Below are 18,938 nucleotides of genomic sequence, written 5' to 3'. Positions count from 1 at the left end.
CTTGCAGCACGTTGCTTGAACTCGCGGGTGTAGGTCTTTCGTTCTTGCATGGAACCTCCTGATTGGGCGAATCATATCGCCCTTAAGAGGTGTCCGGGATCATTAGGCCAGTTCAAGCCCGCTCCCACAGGGTTATGCGGTGTGCAGGCAGTCGAGTGCTCGGTCTGCGAGGGTTTTGGCTTTGTCGATCAGGTGTTCGGTGGCGCTGGCGATGTGGCGTTGATCGCCGATCAAACTTTGAGTGGCGCAAGCTGCGGTGGCGGCTGCGCAGCGCAACAGGTCGCAGATTTGTGCGAGGGCATCTTCGAAGCTGAGGTCTTTATGCACGGTGAAAGATGGCGGTGAGTCGGGTTGCAGATAGTGGCTCAGAGCACGCTCAAACATTTCGCGGTCGGGGGCAGTGTGGGGTGGGTCTGGGACGATTTTGTTCATGAATGAAGTACCTGCTCGGTTGGGCGCCATTCTTTTGCCGATCTCACACGTCAAAAAAGGTGGCAGCTATGTGCGGGGTGAGATACCGGTGAACAGGATCCGGCCAGACCGAAGTCTGCCCGCACACAGCCGCCATAGAGCATGTAGCTCATGGCGCCTGTCGTTCACGGGATCTCACACCCGATCGCTGATATGCAGCGACGGAGCGAAGGCTAGCCAGTGAAGTGAGCAGGCGCAAGGCCGAATGATTGTCTAGGAAACTTCCTGCAAGTTAAAGAGATACGGCTTGCTGGCCTTTAATACTGCGAACCAAATGTGGGAGGGGGCTTGCTCCCGATGGCGGTGCGCCAGTCGACAACTGTATTGACTGACCCGCTGCTATCGCGAGCAAGCCCGCTCCTACAGGGTTATGCGGTGTGCAGGCAGTCGAGTGCTCGGTCTGCGAGGATTTTGGCTTTGTCGATCAGGTGTTCGGTGGCGCCGGCGATGTGGCGTTGATCGCCGATCAAACTTTGAGTGGCGCAAGCTGCGGTGGCGGCTGCGCAGCGCAACAGGTCGCAGATTTGTGCGAGGGCATCTTCGAAGCTGAGGTCTTGATGCACGGTGAAAGACGGCGGTGAGTCGGGTTGCAGATAATGGCTCAGAGCGCGCTCAAACATTTCGCGGTCGGGGGCAGAGCGGGGCGGATCTGGGACGATTTTGTTCATGTGTAAAGCTCCTACTCAGTGGAGGAGCCACCTGGTGTCGTTTCCACACGACGAATTAGGTGGCAGCCATACGCGGGGTGGAAACCGGGGAGTAGGACCCAGCCAGACCAAAGTCTGCCCGCGTACAGCCGCCATTGAGCGTTTGCATACGATCATGGCGCCTACTAACTCCCGAGTTTCCACACCCGATCGCTGATATGCAGCGACGGAGCGAAGGCTAGCCAGTGAAGTGAGCAGGCGCAAGGCCGAATGATTGTCTAGGAAACTTCCTGCAAGTTAAAGAGATATGGCTTGCTGGCCTTTAACACTGCGAACCAAATGTGGGAGGGGGCTTGCTCCCGATGGCGTTGTGCCAGTCGACAACTGTATTGACTGACCCGCTGCAATCGCGAGCAAGCCCGCTCCCACAGGGGTTAGGCGGTGTGCAGGCAGTCGAGTGCTCGGTCTGCGAGGGCTTTGGCTTTTCTGCTTTTGCTTTTTGTGGGAAGGGGCTTGCTCCCGATAGCAGTTTCACAGTTGATACATGAATTAACTGACCCACCGCCATCGGGAGCAAGCCCCCTCCCACAGTTTGACCGAGTTCGGCTTAGAGCATGGGAACGATCATTTTGGGGGTTACTTCGGGTACAGCGGCGGCAAACTGGTGGTATCAGTCGCCGGGTCTTGCTCACGCTCGGCCATCGGAATCGCCTTCACCGCGCGCCACAATTCCTCACCCAGCCAGAAATGGCCGCTCTCGCTGTACAGCGCACCGTTCAGCCCATCCAGCGCATCCGACAACGGCACAAACCGCGCGGCCATCTCGGCCAGGGTGTCCGGCTGTTGCCGCGCCCAGGCGTCGAGTGCCTGGCGCGTAGCCTGCGGGTCGTTGGCTTGCGTTGCGCGCTTGAGGTCGTCGAGCAAGCTGCGCGGGCTCGGGCCGGTTTGCGCGGCGCGTTGTACCGCCGGTTGCCGGCGTGCACGCCACCACAGGCCGAAGCCTAATAGCGTGGTGCAAGCGAACATCAGCGTACTCAGTTGCCACAGCCACAGGCGCTCGTCGTCGGGTGCGGTGATCACAGTCGGCATGGCGGGCGTGTCCACCACCAGGCTTGGGTTGGTGGCCACTTGCAGGGTGCGCGCCGGCAGGCTGGTGCGCTCAAGGTGGTCTTCGTGGGTGTTCCACCACACCACTTCCACGGCCGGCAATTCCACCTCGCCGGCGCGGGTCGGCACCAGGGCTTCGCGGTCTTCACGACTGCTGACCAGGCCGCGGTCGCTGTTCTGGTTGCCGAGCACCGGCTGGTCCGGGTAGCGGCGCAGGCCATTGATGTCGCTGCTGGGCAGGGCCGGCAGTTGCGCGCTGGACAAGCCCTCGGCCTTGACCGTGAGGCTGCGGGTCAGCGAGTCGCCGACTTGCACATGCTCAGGCGTTGGGTTCCAGCTTTCGGTCAAGCTCAGGCTACGTGCCGGTAACCAGGGTGTGTCAGCCGGGTACAACGCCGGTTTGGGCTTGACCTCAAGCGGTAGCTGCGCCGAGCTTACGTGGATCAACTTGCCCGGCTTGGTGCCTTGCAGGGTGTTTTCCTGAGGCGGACGCGCTTCCACCAGCGTGGCGCTGAAGGTCTGCGCCGGTATCAACAAGGCGCCGCTGTGCTGCGGGTAAATCGCATAGCGGGTTTCGATCACGCCATGGCGAATGCTGTTGATGACTTTTTCGTAGGTGCGCGACTCGCCCAGCTGTTCGATGCGTGCATCGGGAATCTGCAGCGGTGTCAGGCTACTGTCGTCATACAGCGACACCGAGTGATACACGCGCACGGTCAACAGGGCCTGGGCTTGCACGTACACGCTGCTTTGGTCGAGTTTGGTCTCGACAAACACCGGGGCCAGTTCGGCGCTGGTGTTCTGGCTCGCGGTTTCGACCACTTGCAGGCTGATCGGCTGGGTTTTCAGGTCGCCCACTTGCAGCGCAGGGATCACCACAGTGCCGTTTTCCTTGGGCAGCAGGGTGATGATCCAGCGCGTGGTGGCGCGGTTATCGTCACCCAGCGTGGTGAGCTGGTTGATCTGGCGGGTGCCGCTGACCTCGAACTGCGCATCCAGCGGCGACAGGTCAGGCTTGCCGAACTGCGTGACGTCGCTGGACTCGACCGTCAGTTCCACCGTCTCCCCGGAATTGAGGCGGCTGCGGTCGACGCTGGCAGCCAGGTTCGCCGCCTGGGCGTGGCCTGCCGTTAACGCGAGCAAGAGCAGAAGGGTGGTGCGGCGGCTCATCGAGTCTTGTCCTGATGTTGTTGCTGTTCGTACCAGAATTTTCGGCGCAGCAGCTCGCCGGGGTTGTCCGGGATCTCCCGCAGCCATTGCTCCAGGGCCTGGCGACGTTCACCGTCAATGCTTGCATCTGCCGGGCGCAGCGGCGGGGTGGTGGTGTGTTCATCGCCCAACTCGCTGCCCGGTACTTCGTTGCCGCCGGCTTTACGCGTGGCGCCGGTTTGGGTGTCGCCGGTGCTGGTTTCGCCTTGGCCCTGGGGCGATTGCTCGGCACCTGTGGCACTTTGCCCTGTTTCGCCCGGTTGCGCAGTTTGGCCGGGTTGGGTGGTTTCGTCATCCTCGTTTTTTGCAGGCTTGGCGGGGGCCGTCTGGGCTTTTTGCTGCATCAGGCTTTCCACCAGGGCTTTGTTTTTCAGCGCCGGTTGCAGGTCAGGCTGGGCTTCCAGCGCCTGTTCATAGGCGTCGATGGCCGCTTCCAGTTCGCCGGACCGGGCCAGTGCATTGCCGCGATTGTAATGGGAATAGGCGTCATCACTTTGCGCGAAACGCTTGATCGCTTCGGCATAGTTGCCCGCCTCAAAGAGTGCGACGCCTTGCCATTGCGGGTCTTCAAAACGCTCGGCGGCTTGTGCCGGGCGCTTGTGCTTGAGCAAGTATTGGCCTTGCTGGTCGGGGCGCAGCCACAGGTCCTGCAGTTCAAACGCGTAACTCGGTTGCGGCGCGCCCAACAACAGCAGCGGCAGGCAGAACAGCCAACCGCGGCGCCCGGCACAGGCGACCAGCAACAACAGCGGCAGCAGAAGCCAGTAACCCTGGTCAGCCCACGTGTCGAGGTGCAGCAGTTGGCCGTCGTTGCGCAGGTTTTGCGGGCCATCGAGCAGGCTGAGCTGGCGCAAGTCCTTGTCGTCCAGGCGCGCGGCACGGTAACGCCCACCCATTTCGTTGGCGAAGGCCTTGAGCGTCGGGCTGTCGAGGCGTGGCACCAGGATCGCGCCCTGGTCGTCCTTGAGGAACTCGCCGCTCTCTTGGGTGACGGGCGTGCCTTCGCGGCTGCCGATGCCGAGTATCGACAAGCTCGGCGCTTGGGCACCTTGCAACAGCAGGCGGATGCCTTGGCGTTCCTGTTTCGACAGCGACGAGCCGACCAGCAGCAGGCGCCCCTGGCCAAGGCCTGCTTGCTTGAGCAAACTCATCGCCTTCACCACCGCCAGGTCGGCGCGATGGCCGGGTTCGGGCATGATCGAGGGGCGCAGGGCTTCCAGCAGGTTGCGACTGGTTGCCAAATCGTCCGACAGCGGCACCAGCGTGTGGGCGCTGCCGGCATACACGACAATCGCGGTCGGCGCATCGGCGCGTGCTTGCAGCAAGTCATAGAGCTTGCGCCGCGCTTGCTCCAGGCGATTGGGCGGGCTGTCGGTGGCGAGCATTTCCGGGGTTAACTCGAGCAAAACCACCAGCGGGTCGGCGGGTTTCTGGCTGGACTGCTCAACCCTTTGCCAACCAGGCCCGAGCAAGGCCAGCACCGCCAACAGCCAGGCGATACCGAGCAGCACCCACGGCGATTTGCTCTCGCGCCCACTGCCGCCACTGAGCAGCACCGCATGAAACGCCGGCGGCAGAATCATCTGCCAACGCCCGGCGCGTTTTTGCCGGTGCCACAACTGCCAGAGCAGCCAGCCCAGCAGCGGCAACAGCAGCAGCCACCAAGGGCGGAACCAATGCGGCCATAGGTCGATCATCGGCGCCTCCGCAAACGCAGGCGTTTGAGGCGTTGGCGCCATTGCGGGTGCTGTTGCAGGAAAATGCCCTGGGTCGAGATTTTGTTAAAGGCGCGTTGCAGCGCGTTATTCGGCCAGCGCTCCTGCACCACCAGCAACATGCTCAGGATCAACGCCAGCGCTAACGGCGCGCTGTACAGCGCCTGTGCCGGGCGGGCCTGGGTGGGCTGTTGCGCTACCGGCTCAAGCAGGTCGAGGGTGTGCTTGATGCTGTTTAATTCTTCGCCGTCGCGCGCACGGAAGTAGCGGCCGCCGGTGGCCTCGGCGATGGCCTTGAGCGCGGGTTCGTCCAGGTCCAGGCTCGGGTTGACGCCGAGGATACCCAGCGAGCCGGTTTGCTCGGGGTCGGCGCCGATGCCGATCGGGTAAATTTTTACGCCTTCCTCAGCGGCCAGGCGTGCGGCGGTCAGCGGGTCGATTTGGCCTGCGTTGTTGGCGCCGTCGGTGACCAGAATCAGCACGCGGCTTTGCGCCGGGCGCTGGCGCAGGCGTTTCAAGGCCAGGCCGATCGCATCGCCGATGGCCGTGTTTTTGCCGGCAATGCCGATGCGCGCTTCATCCAGCCAGGTGCGCACGGTGCGCCGGTCGAAGGTCAACGGCGCTTGCAGGTACGCCTGGCTGCCGAACAGGATCAGGCCGACGCGGTCGCCTTCGCGGCTTTCAAGGAAATCCCCGAGTAAATGCTGCACCAGGCTCAGGCGGCTGACGTCGTCGTTTTGCCAGCGCATGTCGGGGAAGTCCATGGAGCCGGACACGTCCACCGCCACCAGCAAATCGCGGCCACTGGCTGCAATCGGCAGCGGTTCGCCGAGCCATTCCGGGCGTGCGGCGGCGGTTAACAGCAGCAACCACAGCACCACAAACGGCGCTTGCTGGCGCCAGCCCGGCAGGTTGACGCGTGCGCGGCGGCGCGCCAGGCCTTCGAGGTCGGCCAGGTAGCTGACCTTTAATGCAGGCTCGCCACTGTCGGCCACCGGCAAGATAAGCCGCATCAACCAGGGCAATGGCAACAGGGCGAAGATCCACGGCCAGGCGAACTCAAACATGCTTGCGAATCCAGGTGTCGACGGCTTGCGTCAGGCCGGCGATGGCTTTGTCATCGAGTTTGCATTCCGGTTTGTAGGCACCTTCGACCAACACCATCCAGCGTGTCAAACCGGCGGCGGGGCAGCGGTTGTCGAGAAACGCCAGCCATTTGCGGCCGTTCAGTGTGTGGCTCTGGCTGTAGGGGTAGTCATTGCGGCATAGGCGTTTAAGCAGGCCATTGAGCTGTTGCAGCCAGGCACCGGCGGGGGCGCCGTCGTAGGGTTTGGGCATCAGCGCAAGTTCGGCCAGCGCGGCGATGCGCAGCGGGTCCAGCGGTTGTTCGGCGCGGGCCAGCGGGCGGCGCGTGGGCAGAAAACGGCGCAACCACCACAGCCCCCAGCCGAGCAGCGGAATCACCAGCAGCAACAGCCACCACCCCGGCGCAGGCGGCCAGAAACCGATCGCCGGTGGGGCGATCAGCGGTTGCAGTTGCTCAAGGCCGCTCATTGTTTTTTAACCGGGCGTTGCGGGTTGAGGTAGTGGCGCAGTTGCTCGACCATTTCGCTCTGGGTGCTCAAGGGCATCAGCAGTATGCGCAGTTTTTGTGCCAGCAGTTCCCAGCGGGCGATGCGCGCCTCGGCCTGTGCTTTGTAGGCTTGGCGCAAATCGAAGTTCAGCGTATCCAGCTCGATCTGTGCGCCGCGTTCGGCAAACCGCAGCAACCCGGCGGCGGGCAGGGCATGGTCCAGCGGGTCAGAGATCGGCAGCAACAACAGGTCGCAATGGCGTGACAACAGGCTCAGTTGTTGCTCGGCACCTTCGGTCAGCGCGCGTTCATCACAGATCACAATCACCAGGCTGCCTGGGCGCAGCACTTCGCGGCCACGGCGCAGCGCCATGCCCAAGGCGTCGGCTTCCGGGCGGCGTTCGGTGTTCAGGCTCTGGTTGACGCGCACCAGCCGGTTAAGCAATTGCAGCAGGCTTTGCTTGCTGCGCCGAGGCTTGATTTCGTAATGCTCGCTGTCGCCAAACACCAGCCCGCCAACGCGGTCGTTATGCCCCAGCGCGGCCCAGCCGATAAGGCTGGCGGCTTGCGCCGCCAGCACCGACTTGAACATCTGGCCGGAGCCGAAAAACAGCCGGCAGCTTTGCTCAACCATGATGAAAATCGGCCGCTCGCGTTCTTCATGGAACAGCTTGGTGTGCGGCTCTTGCGTACGCGCGGTGACGCGCCAGTCGATGGTGCGCACGTCGTCGCCGGCCTGGTACACGCGCACCTGGTCGAAATCCACACCGCGCCCGCGCAGCTTGGAGTGGTGCAGGCCAATCAACGGGCTGCGCTGGCTCGGCGTCGAAAACAGCTGCACCTCGCGCACGCGGTGGCGCATCTCAATCAGTTCGCTGAGCGTGACGCGTATTCCATCGCTGACATTCATGGGGTTCAAGCGACGGCAACGACGTCGAGAATGCGCTGCACCACGCGGTCCTGGTCAATGCCGGCCGCTTCGGCTTCAAACGACAAAATGATGCGATGGCGCAGCACGTCGAACAGCACCGCCTGAATATCTTCAGGGCTCACAAAGTCACGCCCGGCAAGCCAGGCATGCGCACGCGCGCAGCGGTCGAGGGCGATGGAGCCGCGTGGGCTGGCGCCGTAGGCGATCCACTCGGCCATTTCCGGGTCGAACTTGCCGGGGGTGCGCGTGGCCATCACCAGTTGCACCAGGTATTCCTCCACCGCATCGGCCATGTACAGGCCGAGGATTTCCTTGCGCGCGGCGAAAATCGCTTGCTGGCTGACGCGGCGCTCGGGCTTGGTTTCACCGTTGAGCGCTTCGCCACGCGCCTGTTGCAGGATGCGCCGTTCGACGGCGGCGTCCGGAAAACCGATTTTGACGTGCATCAGGAAACGGTCGAGCTGCGCTTCGGGCAGCGGGTAAGTGCCTTCTTGCTCGATGGGGTTTTGCGTGGCCATTACCAAAAACAGCGGTGACAGCTCGTAGGTGCTGCGCCCCACGCTGACCTGGCGCTCGGCCATCGCCTCAAGCAACGCCGACTGCACCTTGGCCGGAGCGCGGTTGATTTCGTCCGCCAGCACCAGGTTGTGGAAGATCGGGCCTTGTTGAAACACGAAGCTGCCGGTTTCCGGGCGATAGATTTCAGTGCCGGTGATGTCGGCGGGCAACAGGTCGGGGGTGAACTGGATACGATGGAACTGCGCTTCAATGCCTTCGGCCAACTCTTTGATGGCCTTGGTCTTGGCCAGGCCCGGTGCACCTTCTACCAGCATATGGCCGTCGGCGAGCAGCGCGATCAGCAGGCGATCGATGAGTTTTTCCTGGCCGAGAATCTGCGTAGAAAGAAAAGTTCGCAGCGCGAGCAGCGCTTCACGATGTTCCATCGATGACGGTTCCTGGAGAGGTGAGCCGTGGCGTCGAACAACCGACGCCAGACCTGGGGGGCCTACTTTAATGCATCGCGGGGGGTGGCGACTAACGGCGCGGCGGGTATTTTTAGGAAAACTTGTAGGAATTTTGTGTATAGCGCACAAATCCTGTGCAAGCGTGCTGTGTTGATGCTCCAGGCCGAATGCAGTCAACTGTGGGAGCGGGCTTGCTCGCGATGGCGGTGTGTCAGTTGAAAACTACTGATCAGACACACCGCCATCGCGAGCAAGCCCGCTCCCACACAAGCCCGGCTCCCACACAAGGCGCGGCTCTTACACGGGATTTAAATTCGGATGAACGTACCGGTACCTTTAAGGATGTTCTGCAGGGTTTGCTCAACTTCAGCCAGGTCCGACGCGGCGGTGCTGTGGGTAATCGCAAGTTGGTCGTTGCCGCCCAGTGCATCAGCATCGCCCGCCGCCAACTCGATCAGCAACGTGGTGTCACTCAGCGTGACCTTCAGCCCTTCAACGGGCACCGGATCGTTGTAGTCCCAGATCAGATCCACGTCGTCTTCATCAGGGTAACGCGACAGCATGAACATCTCGTCGTTGTTGCCGTGGCAGCAGAGCATGGCCATGTTGTCTTCTTCGTCATCGCAAGGGTTGACGATCAAGTGCGCGGTGGTCAATTTCATAAGGGAGCCTATGTAAAAAGGGCGGATCGGGCCTGGCGTTGGCTATTATGGCTTTTTACTGCGTGAAGCAGAACACCCCGTAGAAAAGTGCACGGTTTTATAGATCGAACAGCGCCAGGCTTAAAGCGGCGGGTTAATTTGTGGTATGACCTTCGGTAGAATTCCGGATTCTATGGCGGGTTTCACCAAAGGGGCAATTAATCGGCCAGCGCTTTCTTTGGCAATTACGGCGATAGCATTGAAAGCCCCAAAAGTAATGCGATTTGCCGCGCCCGGTCGGCGTTTTTTAAGGTCATCAATACCCAGGCCTGTTTCTGTTGCGGCGATACCCAGATTGAGCAGTAGCATCGCGATACCCACCTCGGGCACCGCCAATCCTACAGGGGCCAATATAATTAACGATTTAGAAACGCTTTTAAGTTCTTTGAGCACCGTCTTTTTTTTGTTGTCAGCATTGCTGACATAGGTCGAGTCCGCATTTTGATAGGTATATTTTTCTACGCGCGCCTGCAGACTTTTGAAGGGGTCGCCTTCAAGGCTGTTACCGCCAAACGGCCTGTTCTCCAGCCAGTCAGTGTGTTGGCTGGAGAACAGGCCGGTTTTTTCGAGGTGAGTATCAATACCTGCTTCCCAAACATTGTCGACGCGATCATGAAGCTTGAAGTACTCGGCAAACTGCAGGCGCTTGGGCCCGTCCGACATGCTGTCAGTCAACCACTTTCGCATCATTTTAGGGCTATCGAACTCGTGGAGCGGTGAGGAATTACCCGTCATGTAAAGCAGGGTTTTTTGTGTCGTTTTATCGGTGATATAAAAAATGCCCGAAGCGACGCGCCCCTCAAAGGTCAGTTCTTTTACTTGCAGGCCAAGGTCTTGAGAAAAGGCATGTTGGAAGTCGCTTGCCGTCAACGAATCAAGGGCTATACCTGCCGGGATGTTGGCCACTTTCGTTGCCATGTCGCGGCCTTCCGGGCTGAGCGAACCCTCCGTATACTGTTTTTCTGCGGCCGTCGTAAAGGCCATCTTGGCCAGGGTGGTGTACGTATCTTTATTGGCGCTCCAGAAGCTATCCAGCCCGGCTTTATAGGCCGTGTTAAAACTCGTGTCCCACACGTATTTACGGAATGATTTAGGGTCGAGCGGTACTTGATTGGACGCGTCGTAGACTTCTTCTGCGGGGGGCTCGAAGTAAATGCCCTCGTATTGTTGGGTGTGCAGCGCAGTCGGACTGTTTTGGTACGCGTGACGGCCAGAGCTGCGTGAATACCCGATGGTCATGCTTTCCACCAGTTCAATTGGCGGTGGTGTCGCCTCATATTTATTGAACGAGTGAATCGGCAAGGCCTTGTGGCCCGGAGTATCCTGCATGTTTTTAATGGCGGCATCCGTCAAGGATATTTTACTGACCACCGTTCCAGGATAAGGCGGTGTGTGGCCCCGCTCGTTGTAGGCGAATGTCATGAGATAGGTTTTATCGGGGTCTATATCCAGCCCCTTGTTTTCTTTGTAATAGGTTTTTATCTGCTGGCGCGTGCTCTCTCTCGTTTGCGGCATGGAAACAAAATTCATGCTTGAGTAGGCTTTTATTCCGGCGTCGGACTGAACTGTTTTGTCATGCTCGCGAAAGACTTTGAGGTGCGCCGGAATATGCGCGTCTTTCCACGTCGCGGGTTTCCCGAAACTGCGTTTTTTCCACGTCTCGTATTGTGCCGCCCACCTTGGATTGTCGCGCCCGTTACTTTTCTGAGGGGGTGGCGACGAAACGGCGAGGGCAGGCGCATCGTAAGTTGCCCCGGAGGCCCCAAGGGTTGAGTCTGCGGGCGACGTTGGAATGAAGCTGGGCGTGGTGTATGCAGCAGAGATGCTCATGTTTAGGGCTCACTTGACTAAAGGTGTGCCGTCCCTGGGAAAAGTCTCAGCATCAAAGCTCGCGGCCGAGCCAGGGGCTCAGGCTGCTTGTTCGATGTACTCTTGATTGGTGAGCGCGGTCGAGTGCACTCCATCAAAAAAAACTATCGTGTTGATGGCGTAGAACTATCACGCTTCATTGCATGGCGTCGGGCCAAGACGCGCGCTCTGCGTACTGCCTGCCCTTGACCGAATATGTCGCCGTGCGGAAAGCAGCCGTCTTCCCAAAATCGTTAAGCTGGTCGATGGGTGCACTCTCGCAGGACTCTGACCTGCCCGTCGTTTCGTCGCCTGGCGAGCGGCGCATCCGATGTGACCTGATTGTCTTGTCCAGCTTCACCCACCTGTCACCCTGATTCGTTTATGGTTAGCCCTATCGCTACGACGAACAGCGCTGACGGTCTTCCCCGCGAGGGGATAACGCGCGACGCTTCCATCAATAACAAGCCCAAGCGGAGTACCACAGATGGCGTTCTTCACCGCAGCCAGCAAGGCCGACTTTCAGCACCAACTGCAAGCGGCACTGGCGCAGCACATCAGTGAACAGGCACTGCCACAAGTGGCGCTGTTCGCTGAACAATTTTTCGGCATCATTTCCCTGGACGAACTGACCCAGCGTCGCCTTTCCGACCTGGCCGGTTGCACGTTGTCTGCCTGGCGCCTGCTTGAGCGCTTTGATCACACCCAACCGCAAGTGCGCGTCTACAACCCCGATTACGAACGTCATGGCTGGCAGTCGACCCACACCGCGGTCGAAGTGCTGCACCATGACCTGCCATTTCTGGTGGACTCGGTACGTACCGAGCTGAACCGTCGTGGCTACAGCATCCATACCCTGCAAACCACCGTGCTCAGCGTGCGCCGTGGCAGCAAGGGCGAGCTGCTGGAAATCCTCGCCAAAGGCACTCAGGGCGAAGGCATCCAGCAAGAATCGCTGATGTACCTGGAAATCGACCGCTGCGCGAATGCCGCCGAACTGCACGTGCTGAGCAAAGAGCTTGAGCAGGTGCTTGGCGAAGTGCGTGTGGCCGTGGCCGATTTCGAACCGATGAAAGCCAAGGTCCAGGAGCTGCTGGCCGGTGTCGACGCCAGCCAGTTCGTGATCGACGGTGAAGAAAAAGCCGAGATCAAAAACTTCCTGGAATGGCTGGTGGGCAACCACTTCACCTTCCTCGGTTATGAAGAATTTGTGGTACGTGACGAGGCGGATGGCGGTCATATCGAATATGACGCCGATTCGTTCCTCGGCCTGACCAAGCTGCTGCGCGCCGGCCTCACCGCTGAAGACCTGCGCATCGAAGACTACGCGGTGGCCTACCTGAACGAGCCGGTTGTGCTGTCGTTCGCCAAGGCTGCGCACCCAAGCCGCGTGCATCGCCCGGCTTACCCGGACTACGTTTCGATCCGCCAGATTGACGCCGACGGCAAAGTCATCAAGGAATGCCGTTTCATGGGCCTCTACACCTCCTCGGTGTACGGCGAAAGCGTGCGCGTGATCCCTTACATCCGCCGTAAAGTGGCCGAAATTGAACGCCGGTCGGGCTTTCAGTCCAAGGCTCACCTGGGTAAGGAGCTTGCTCAAGTCGTTGAAGTGCTGCCGCGCGATGACCTGTTCCAGACCCCGGTTGACGAGCTGTTCAGCACGGTGATGTCGATCGTGCAGATCCAGGAGCGCAACAAGATCCGCGTGTTCCTGCGCAAAGACCCGTACGGTCGTTTCTGCTACTGCCTGGCCTACGTGCCGCGCGACATCTACTCCACCGAAGTACGCCAGAAAATCCAGCAAGTGCTGATGGATCGCCTGAAAGCCTCGGACTGCGAATTCTGGACGTTCTTCTCGGAATCGGTGCTGGCCCGTGTGCAGCTGATTCTGCGGGTGGACCCGAAGAACCGCCTGGACATCGACACGCTGCAACTGGAAAAAGAAGTGATACAGGCTTGCCGCAGCTGGCAGGACGACTATTCCAGCCTGGTCATCGAAAGCTTTGGCGAAGCGCATGGCACCAACGTGCTGGCCGACTTCCCGAAAGGCTTCCCGGCCGGTTACCGCGAGCGTTTCGCGGCGCATTCGGCCGTGGTCGACATGCAGCACCTCAATAGCCTCACCGAAGCCAACCCGCTGGTGATGAGCTTCTATCAGCCGTTGGGCCAGGTCTCGGGCCAGCGCGAGCTGCATTGCAAGCTTTACCACGCCGATACGCCGCTGGCGCTGTCCGACGTGCTGCCGATCCTGGAAAACCTCGGCCTGCGCGTGCTGGGTGAGTTCCCGTACCGCCTGCGCCACGCGAATGGCCGTGAGTTCTGGATTCATGATTTTGCGTTCATCGCCGCCGAAGGCGTGAACCTGGACATCCAACAGCTCAACGACACGCTGCAAGACGCGTTTGTGCACATTGTTCACGGCGACGCCGAAAACGATGCGTTCAACCGCTTGGTGCTGACCGCCGGGCTGCCATGGCGCGACGTTGCGCTGCTGCGTGCGTATGCGCGTTACTTGAAGCAGATTCGCCTGGGCTTCGACTTGGGTTACATCGCCAGCACCTTGAACAACCACACCGACATCGCCCGCGAGTTGACCCGGTTGTTCAAAACCCGCTTCTACCTTGCGCGCAAGCTCAGCGCCGATGACCTGGAAGACAAGCAGCAACGCCTGGAACAAGCCATCGTTACGGCCCTGGACGATGTTCAGGTGCTTAACGAAGACCGTATCCTGCGTCGTTACCTGGACCTGATCAAAGCGACCTTGCGCACCAACTTCTACCAGGCGGATGCCAACGGCCAGAACAAGTCGTACTTCAGTTTCAAATTTAACCCGCACGCGATTCCTGAATTGCCGAAGCCGGTGCCAAAATTTGAAATCTTCGTTTACTCGCCGCGTGTCGAAGGCGTGCACCTGCGCTTTGGCAACGTGGCGCGTGGTGGCCTGCGTTGGTCCGACCGTGAAGAAGACTTCCGCACCGAAGTGCTCGGCCTGGTAAAAGCCCAGCAAGTGAAGAACTCGGTGATCGTGCCGGTGGGCGCCAAGGGCGGCTTCCTGCCGCGTCGCCTGCCGTTGGGCGGCACCCGGGACGAGATCGCGGCCGAGGGCATCGCCTGCTACCGCATCTTCATTTCCGGCCTGTTGGACATCACCGACAACCTCAAGGACGGCGCGCTGGTGCCACCGGCCAACGTCGTGCGCCATGACGACGATGACCCGTACCTGGTGGTGGCTGCGGACAAAGGCACTGCGACCTTCTCCGACATCGCCAACGGCATCGCCATCGACTACGGCTTCTGGCTGGGCGATGCGTTTGCCTCCGGTGGTTCCGCCGGTTACGACCACAAGAAAATGGGCATCACCGCCAAGGGCGCGTGGGTCGGTGTGCAGCGTCACTTCCGTGAGCGCGGCATCAACGTGCAGGAAGACAACATTACCGTGGTCGGCGTGGGTGATATGGCCGGTGACGTGTTCGGTAACGGCCTGTTGATGTCCGACAAGCTGCAACTGGTCGCGGCCTTCAACCACCTGCATATCTTTATCGACCCAAACCCCAACCCGGCGACCAGCTTCGTCGAGCGCCAGCGCATGTTCGAGTTGCCGCGTTCGGCGTGGACCGACTACGACGCCAGCATCATGTCTGAAGGCGGCGGTATCTTCTCGCGCAGCGCGAAAAGCATCGCCATTTCGCCACAGATGAAAGAGCGCTTCGACATCAAGGCCGACAAGCTGACCCCGACCGAACTGCTGAACGCCTTGCTCAAGGCGCCGGTAGACCTGTTGTGGAACGGCGGTATCGGTACGTACGTCAAGGCCAGCACTGAAAGCCACGCCGACGTGGGCGACAAGGCCAACGACGCGTTGCGCGTGAATGGCAACGAGCTGCGCTGCAAGGTAGTGGGCGAGGGCGGTAACCTCGGCATGACCCAGTTGGGGCGTGTGGAATTCGGCCTGAATGGCGGCGGTTCCAACACTGACTTCATCGACAACGCCGGTGGCGTGGATTGCTCCGACCACGAAGTGAACATCAAGATCCTGCTCAACGAAGTGGTGCAGGCCGGTGACATGACCGACAAGCAACGCAACCAGTTGCTGGCGAGCATGACCGACGAAGTCGGTCACTTGGTGTTGGGCAACAACTACAAGCAAACCCAGGCCCTGTCCCTGGCCGCGCGCCGTGCCTACGAGCGTGCTGCCGAGTACAAACGCCTGATGAGCGACCTGGAAGGCCGCGGCAAGCTGGACCGCGCCATCGAGTACCTGCCGACCGAGGAGCAGCTCAGCGAGCGCGCTGGCTTGGGCAAGGGCCTGACGCGTCCAGAGCTGTCGGTGTTGATCTCCTACAGCAAAATTGACCTCAAGGAAGCCTTGCTCAAGTCGCAGGTGCCGGATGACGAGTACCTGACCCGTGACATGGAGACCGCGTTCCCACCGAGCCTGGTGGCCAAGTTCGGCGAGGCGATGCGTCGCCACCGTCTGAAGCGTGAGATCGTCAGCACCCAGATCGCCAACGACCTGGTCAACCACATGGGCATCACCTTCGTGCAGCGACTCAAAGAGTCGACCGGCATGAGCCCGGCGAACGTGGCGGGCGCTTATGTGATCGTGCGTGACATTTTCCATCTCCCGCATTGGTTCCGTCAGATCGAAGCCCTGGACCACCAGGTGTCGGCCGACGTGCAACTGGAACTGATGGACGAGCTGATGCGCCTCGGCCGTCGCGCTACGCGCTGGTTCTTGCGCAGCCGTCGCAACGAGCAAGATGCTGGCCGTGACACCGCGCACTTCGGTCCGCACCTGGCCGCGTTGGGCCTCAAGCTCGACGAACTGCTCGAAGGTCCGACCCGCGAAGGCTGGCAGACCCGTTACCAGGCTTACACCGAAGCGGGTGTACCGGAGTTGTTGGCACGCATGGTTGCAGGGACGAATCACCTGTACACCTTGTTGCCGATCATCGAGGCCGCCGACGTGACCGGGCATGACGCCGCCGAAGTGGCCAAGGCCTACTTCGCCGTCGGCAGCGCCCTGGACCTGCCGTGGTACCTGCAGCAGATCAGCGATTTGCCGGTGGCCAACAACTGGCAGGCCCAAGCCCGCGAGGCCTTCCGCGACGACGTGGACTGGCAGCAACGTGCGATCACCATCTCTGTGCTGCAAATGGCCGACGCGCCACACGACATGGAAGCCCGCGTTGCCCTGTGGCTTGAACAGCACCAGGACATGGCTGATCGCTGGCGCGCGATGATGGTAGAAATCCGCGCCGCCGTCGGCACGGACTACGCCATGTACGCGGTTGCCAACCGCGAGTTGCTGGACCTGGCGTTGAGTGGTCAGTCGGTACTGCTGCAACCGGCTTGATCCCTCGGTAAAACGAAAGCCCCCGTATCGTGAGATGCGGGGGCTTTTTGTTGGGGCGCTGTTTATTACCTGCCACCACGCCTGCAATGAGGGCGTGGTGAAGGCCACATTATTCGGCGGTACCTGCCTGGCGCGCCTTGTTCTGCTCGGCTTGTGCTATGGCCATGAAATCGTAGGTTGGAAAGAATTCCGTTTGGTAAACGCCCCAGGCGGTGTTTTCTATCGCAAGATTTACTTCTGCCAGGCGCGATGCAGGCAGCCGCAACACCACGACCTGCCCGATGCCCATGGTGATGTTCCAACTCACCACTTCAACCCCTGCAGGCGGGAATACTTTGTGAAACGCTTGCTGGGCAAGCTGGGTTTTCAGCGCGCCCAGTGGCCGCGATTGATCGTGTTTAAGAAAGACCGTCAACATGACGGCGTTATCAGCGGTGGCGGCGACATTTTTTGCTGGGGCGGCGGCGGTCTGTGCGCTGACGGTGGCGGGCAGCAGAAGGCTCAGCACGAGCGGTATTAAAAGTGACTTGGCGCAGGCGTAAATATTCATCTTCATGTACCTTAGTCGTTATTGTTTTTTAATCGGCGGTTTGGGCGTTTTTAATCAGTTTGAAAGGGTGGTTTTTATCGGGCCGTCATAAGGCGCGTGCACGACATAAATGCGCACGAGTGGTTGGTTGGCTACCATGTCGCGAGGTACTTCGCGAGAGTAGGTGAATTCGCTGTTATCAAGTTTTTCGAGCCTTCTGACAATGGTTCTGTTCGGCCCTATGTCGGGGACCAGTATGTGCATTTTCTTGTCGCCGGTGACCAGAAAGTAGCCGCCGCCGCCATTCGCGTGTTTCGAAAGCCCGGTATCGGTGTAGAAAAATTCATAGCGGTTGCGCTGTGGGTCCCACATCGATATGCCTACCACGCCGGGGTAATTCGCCTTGACGTCCGTCTCGGGCGCCCCTTCGACATACACCTTGGTGGTCAGCCATTGCTGGGAAGAGGCCAGCGCATAAATGTCCGGTTCCGGCGCAACGGGCGTCGCGTAACTGTTGGGCAGGCTGAATACTCCCGATATCAAGAGCCCGGCAACCATAATAGTGAGTCTTCGCATTTCCAACTCCTGGCGTTGTTATTTTTTATAAGTGCGTAAAGATATTAGTTGGGATAGTTTCAATTTCTCAATGGCTACGTATCTTTCTGAAACAGTTACGCGAATGTCAGGCTGAATATAGAACTTGGATGAAAGTAAGTTCTGATACTCATGTAGGCTTCTTCTTGAATATTTTGATTTCCAATGGCGGGTTGGAATTTTAATCGCTTATCATCCGTCGCCTGACACGCGAGGTGATGCATGGATCAGCCAGGATTGACCACCGACCCAACAGGGCTGACGTACTGCGCTTGGCGTACGGCTGCGCCTGAGTACCTGCGCTACCACGACCACGAATGGGGCGTGCCGGTGGCGGATGATATTCGGTTGTACGAAAAGATTTGCCTGGAAGGGTTTCAGGCGGGCATGGCGTGGATCACCATTCTGCGCAAGCGCGAGCAGTTTCGGGTGGCCTTTGCGGGCTTTGATTTTCGCAAGGTCGCACAATTTGGCGAGGCCGATATTGAACGGTTGATGCAAGACCCGGGCATCGTGCGCAACCGCGCGAAAATCGTCTCTACGATCAATAACGCACGCAGGGCGTGTGAGCTGGTGGATGAAACCGGCTCACTGGCGCGCTGGCTTTGGGCGTTTGAGCCCGCTGAGGACGAGCGCCCAGCCTTGGTGGATATGGCCTATTGGACCGGCAACCCGACGTCACCGGCCTCTGTGCGATTGTCCAAAGCCTTGAAGAAGCGCGGCTGGAGCTACGTCGGCCCGACCACCATGTACGCGCTGATGCAGGCGACGGGTATGGTCAACGACCATCTTGAAGGCTGCTGTTGTCGCCTGCGAATCGACAGGCTCCGCCAGCAATTTTCTCGCCCATGACGCTCAGCCAAACCAGCGCTGGGCCAGCCAGTGGATCAGCCGACCGGGCTAGCGCTATCGGGAGCAAGCCCCCTCCCACATTTTGATCTTTATTGGCTGCGGTATTTGCGTTTGCCTGTCGCAACAACATTTGGATGAACGCTGCCTCGGTAGGAGCAAGCCCCTTCCCTCATTTTGATCTGTATTGGCTGTGGTATTTGCGTTTGCCTGTCGCAACAACATCTGGATGAACGCTGCCTCAGTGGGAGGGGGCTTGCTCCCGATAGCGGTGTGTCAGTCAATGCAAAAGCCGACCGGGCTAGCGCTATCGGGAGCAAGCCCCCTCCCACATTTTGATCTGTATTGGCTGCGGTATTTGCGTTTGCCCGTCGCAACAACATCTGGATGAACGCTGCCTCTGTGGGAGGGGGCTTGCTCCCGATAGCGGTGTGTCAGTC

14 protein-coding genes are annotated in these 18,938 nt (G+C 59.9%); 2 read left to right on the top strand and 12 right to left on the bottom strand.

Features of this window, described 5'->3' with window-relative positions:
* Window positions 1-132: 132 nt before the first annotated feature.
* The 10 genes from AO240_RS22455 to AO240_RS22410 form a co-directional block, all read right to left on the bottom strand.
* The gene (locus AO240_RS22455; protein ID WP_177445855.1) at window positions 133-432 is read right to left on the bottom strand and encodes a DUF6124 family protein; all 300 of its coding nucleotides are present in this window, start codon (window positions 430-432) and stop codon (window positions 133-135) included.
* A 407-nt stretch (window positions 433-839) separates the two neighbouring features.
* Window positions 840-1,139: a DUF6124 family protein gene (locus AO240_RS22450; protein ID WP_256586030.1), complete on the bottom strand. Its 300-nt coding sequence runs from the start codon at window positions 1,137-1,139 to the stop codon at window positions 840-842.
* Window positions 1,140-1,754: 615 nt separating this feature from the next.
* The gene (locus AO240_RS22445) at window positions 1,755-3,395 is read right to left on the bottom strand and encodes a BatD family protein (protein ID WP_099239339.1); all 1,641 of its coding nucleotides are present in this window, start codon (window positions 3,393-3,395) and stop codon (window positions 1,755-1,757) included.
* On the bottom strand, window positions 3,392-5,131 hold the full coding sequence (locus tag AO240_RS22440; RefSeq protein WP_099239337.1) for a tetratricopeptide repeat protein: 1,740 nt from the start codon (window positions 5,129-5,131) through the stop codon (window positions 3,392-3,394). Before AO240_RS22440 ends, AO240_RS22445 begins: the two co-directional genes overlap by 4 nt.
* On the bottom strand, window positions 5,128-6,216 hold the full coding sequence (locus tag AO240_RS22435) for a VWA domain-containing protein (RefSeq protein WP_099239335.1): 1,089 nt from the start codon (window positions 6,214-6,216) through the stop codon (window positions 5,128-5,130). The genes AO240_RS22440 and AO240_RS22435 overlap by 4 nt, the downstream gene beginning before the upstream one ends.
* Window positions 6,209-6,703 (bottom strand): DUF4381 domain-containing protein, encoded by a 495-nt coding sequence (locus AO240_RS22430; RefSeq protein WP_058411236.1) that lies wholly within the window; start codon window positions 6,701-6,703, stop codon window positions 6,209-6,211. Before AO240_RS22430 ends, AO240_RS22435 begins: the two co-directional genes overlap by 8 nt.
* Window positions 6,700-7,632: a DUF58 domain-containing protein gene (locus tag AO240_RS22425; RefSeq protein WP_099239333.1), complete on the bottom strand. Its 933-nt coding sequence runs from the start codon at window positions 7,630-7,632 to the stop codon at window positions 6,700-6,702. The genes AO240_RS22430 and AO240_RS22425 overlap by 4 nt, the downstream gene beginning before the upstream one ends.
* A 5-nt stretch (window positions 7,633-7,637) precedes the next feature.
* The gene (locus AO240_RS22420) at window positions 7,638-8,597 is read right to left on the bottom strand and encodes a MoxR family ATPase (protein ID WP_016780594.1); all 960 of its coding nucleotides are present in this window, start codon (window positions 8,595-8,597) and stop codon (window positions 7,638-7,640) included.
* A 329-nt stretch (window positions 8,598-8,926) separates the two neighbouring features.
* On the bottom strand, window positions 8,927-9,280 hold the full coding sequence (locus AO240_RS22415) for a hypothetical protein (protein WP_099239331.1): 354 nt from the start codon (window positions 9,278-9,280) through the stop codon (window positions 8,927-8,929).
* Window positions 9,281-9,400: 120 nt separating this feature from the next.
* Window positions 9,401-11,149 carry a dermonecrotic toxin domain-containing protein gene (locus tag AO240_RS22410; RefSeq protein ID WP_099239329.1) on the bottom strand — a complete coding sequence of 583 codons (1,749 nt, stop codon included), beginning with the start codon at window positions 11,147-11,149 and terminating at the stop codon, window positions 9,401-9,403.
* A gap of 505 nt (window positions 11,150-11,654) precedes the next feature.
* Here AO240_RS22410 and AO240_RS22405 point away from each other — a divergent pair.
* Complete coding sequence (locus AO240_RS22405; RefSeq protein ID WP_099239327.1) at window positions 11,655-16,526, top strand: NAD-glutamate dehydrogenase; 4,872 nt, start codon at window positions 11,655-11,657, stop codon at window positions 16,524-16,526.
* A gap of 109 nt (window positions 16,527-16,635) precedes the next feature.
* On the opposite strand, the gene AO240_RS22400 is transcribed toward AO240_RS22405, so the two are convergent.
* Window positions 16,636-17,076 (bottom strand): hypothetical protein, encoded by a 441-nt coding sequence (locus AO240_RS22400; protein WP_099239325.1) that lies wholly within the window; start codon window positions 17,074-17,076, stop codon window positions 16,636-16,638.
* Between the two features lie 54 nt (window positions 17,077-17,130).
* On the bottom strand, window positions 17,131-17,631 hold the full coding sequence (locus AO240_RS22395; protein WP_099239323.1) for a DUF4822 domain-containing protein: 501 nt from the start codon (window positions 17,629-17,631) through the stop codon (window positions 17,131-17,133).
* Between the two features lie 240 nt (window positions 17,632-17,871).
* Here AO240_RS22395 and AO240_RS22390 point away from each other — a divergent pair, with 240 nt between their 5' ends.
* Entirely contained in the window at window positions 17,872-18,501 is a 630-nt protein-coding gene (locus AO240_RS22390; protein ID WP_099239321.1) for a DNA-3-methyladenine glycosylase I, read from the top strand.
* Window positions 18,502-18,938 lie beyond the last annotated feature (437 nt).

It is taken from the genome of Pseudomonas sp. ICMP 460 (assembly GCF_002723595.1).
GTDB classification, from domain to species: Bacteria; Pseudomonadota; Gammaproteobacteria; order Pseudomonadales; family Pseudomonadaceae; genus Aquipseudomonas; species Aquipseudomonas kitaguniensis.
This window is presented reverse-complemented; position numbering and strand designations above follow the sequence as displayed.

Coding starts and splice junctions, on each gene's coding strand:
- AO240_RS22455 (WP_177445855.1), bottom strand. CDS start 432: ATGAACAAAATCGTCCCAGACCCACCCCACACTGCCCCCGACCGCGAA.
- AO240_RS22450 (WP_256586030.1), bottom strand. CDS start 1,139: ATGAACAAAATCGTCCCAGATCCGCCCCGCTCTGCCCCCGACCGCGAA.
- AO240_RS22445 (WP_099239339.1), bottom strand. CDS start 3,395: ATGAGCCGCCGCACCACCCTTCTGCTCTTGCTCGCGTTAACGGCAGGC.
- AO240_RS22440 (WP_099239337.1), bottom strand. CDS start 5,131: ATGATCGACCTATGGCCGCATTGGTTCCGCCCTTGGTGGCTGCTGCTG.
- AO240_RS22435 (WP_099239335.1), bottom strand. CDS start 6,216: ATGTTTGAGTTCGCCTGGCCGTGGATCTTCGCCCTGTTGCCATTGCCC.
- AO240_RS22430 (WP_058411236.1), bottom strand. CDS start 6,703: ATGAGCGGCCTTGAGCAACTGCAACCGCTGATCGCCCCACCGGCGATC.
- AO240_RS22425 (WP_099239333.1), bottom strand. CDS start 7,632: ATGAATGTCAGCGATGGAATACGCGTCACGCTCAGCGAACTGATTGAG.
- AO240_RS22420 (WP_016780594.1), bottom strand. CDS start 8,597: ATGGAACATCGTGAAGCGCTGCTCGCGCTGCGAACTTTTCTTTCTACG.
- AO240_RS22415 (WP_099239331.1), bottom strand. CDS start 9,280: ATGAAATTGACCACCGCGCACTTGATCGTCAACCCTTGCGATGACGAA.
- AO240_RS22410 (WP_099239329.1), bottom strand. CDS start 11,149: ATGAGCATCTCTGCTGCATACACCACGCCCAGCTTCATTCCAACGTCG.
- AO240_RS22405 (WP_099239327.1), top strand. CDS start 11,655: ATGGCGTTCTTCACCGCAGCCAGCAAGGCCGACTTTCAGCACCAACTG.
- AO240_RS22400 (WP_099239325.1), bottom strand. CDS start 17,076: ATGAATATTTACGCCTGCGCCAAGTCACTTTTAATACCGCTCGTGCTG.
- AO240_RS22395 (WP_099239323.1), bottom strand. CDS start 17,631: ATGCGAAGACTCACTATTATGGTTGCCGGGCTCTTGATATCGGGAGTA.
- AO240_RS22390 (WP_099239321.1), top strand. CDS start 17,872: ATGGATCAGCCAGGATTGACCACCGACCCAACAGGGCTGACGTACTGC.